1 protein-coding gene, 1 pseudogene and 1 riboswitch are annotated in these 1,829 nt (G+C 56.0%); the gene and the pseudogene both read right to left on the reverse strand.

Annotation, left to right across the window (positions count from 1 at the left end; genetic code table 11):
• Window positions 1-364: 364 nt before the first annotated feature.
• On the reverse strand, window positions 365-997 hold the full coding sequence (locus NCT03_RS33550) for a LysE family translocator (protein ID WP_250495502.1): 633 nt from the start codon (window positions 995-997) through the stop codon (window positions 365-367).
• 21 nt (window positions 998-1,018) lie between these two features.
• Window positions 1,019-1,102, reverse strand: a riboswitch (ZMP/ZTP riboswitch).
• Between the two features lie 121 nt (window positions 1,103-1,223).
• Window positions 1,224-1,760 (reverse strand): annotated as a pseudogene (locus tag NCT03_RS33990) (OB-fold nucleic acid binding domain-containing protein); the annotation flags it as partial.
• Window positions 1,761-1,829: the final 69 nt, after the last annotated feature.

Here is a 1,829-nt window from a genome sequence, read left to right on the forward strand (position 1 = left end):
GCCGCGCGAGTTCCGACGTAAAGCCGATTCATCAACCTTGGTGTGAGATGGTGTCCGGAACTACGGGGGCAAATCCAGGCGGAAAGCACGGCGCTCGCTGATGCGGGAGTTCAGAGTTATGTGAATCCCCACACGAGATTTACTTAACTCTGAAATTTGTTCGTTCAAGTCTGAACCTGGCCGCGGCACGGACGGGCGGTTCGGTGGGGCAGCGATTGTGGCCGACAGAAGAACGCGCACCTCTCGGAGGGTCAGAGGGCGTGCTTGCGATAGGAAGCGAAGGCGAAATGCCTCAGTGCGGCCAGTATCAGCCGTCAGCATTACCTCATAGATCGCCAACAATCACCGAACGGGTAAGGCATTGCTATTTTCTGGATTCATACGCCATGCGTACCGCTAGACCTGTCAGAACGGTTCCCATCAGCCAACGTTGTAACAATAGCCACAGTGGGCGTCCGGACAGGAAGGTAGATATCGACCCGGCCGTCACGGCGATAAGAGCATTCACGGCCAGGCTGATTGAAATCTGAACGGTGCCGAGCGCCAGTGATTGGGTAAGCACACTGCCATGCCCCGGCGTAATAAACTGGGGAAGCAGAGATAGATACATAACGGCGATTTTGGGATTCGCCAAGTTAGTGATGAACCCCATGCTGAACAGCTTTCTCGGGGTATCGACCGGTAGGTCGCGCACTGCGAACGCGGAACGCCCACCGGGCTTGACCGCTTGCCACGCAAGATATAGAAGGTACAAAGCCCCGCCGAAACGAAGCGTGTCGTATGCGTACGGTATCGCAAATACGAAAGCCGTAATCCCGAATGCTGCGCAGAGCATGTAGAACACAAAGCCTAGAGCAACGCCGCTTAACGAAATGAGGCCTGCACGTCTACCTTGGCAAATTGAGCGGGAAATCAGATAGATCATGTTGGGTCCCGGTGTTAAAACCATTCCCAACGCCACAAGGCCATACATCAGCAGATTTGCGAAATCAGGCATAACCCTTTCTCCAGAAATGGTCGGTAATGCCTAGGCGCGCGGCGGCTAACAACCTCATGCTCCCCGATAGGGCTCTATCTGTATGCGCCAGTCACATGAGTGCGAAGATTATTGCACAGGCAAAATACACAGGAGAAGGGGGTGATAGCCGTTCATGAACGTCCGTTATTGGGCAATCTCAATGGCGGATCAGGGTCGTCACGCGCCGTTCGACTTGCAGAGGACCTCAACAGAAGTTTCGGCTGACGGCCGTAAGACCGCCCAAAAGGTGCGACATATCCACAAGCCGTTGAGCAACCAAGTGTCGTACTTCTCCCTGACATTGCCAGGTGCCGTACACAGCCAACAGTGCGGCGCCCAGCGCTTCTCTGCGTTGCTTCTCAAGTAGCGATGGCCAGATGATGACGTTCACATTTCCCGTTTCGTCTTCAAGCGTGACGAACATCACGCCTTTCGCCGTCCCTGGTCGCTGCCGTACGGTCACCAGCCCGCAACCGCGAGCCAAACGTCCGTTTCGAAGGGTTCGTAGAGTCGAGGCCGGCATGAGGCGCTGCTCCAATAGCGCGGGACGCAAAAGCGACAACGGATGTCGGCCAAGCGTCAGCCCCGTCGAGTTGTAGTCGCTGACGATATCTTGCGCCTCGGAAGGCGCGCCGAGCTCGGGTGTTTCATCGTCGATCCGACTATCGGCTAAGAGACCTCGGTCAGGCACGGCAGCGGCCGACTGCCAGAGCGCTTCGCGTCGGTTGCCCGCGATTGAAGCGCACCGGGTTTTCCGGAGACCTTTACTCCTGAGAGAATAGAGTCATGGAAAACCTCGACAAAGCAAAAC

Origin of the sequence: Caballeronia sp. GAWG1-1, from assembly GCF_023631465.1 — a bacterium.
Taxonomy (GTDB): domain Bacteria; phylum Pseudomonadota; class Gammaproteobacteria; order Burkholderiales; family Burkholderiaceae; genus Caballeronia.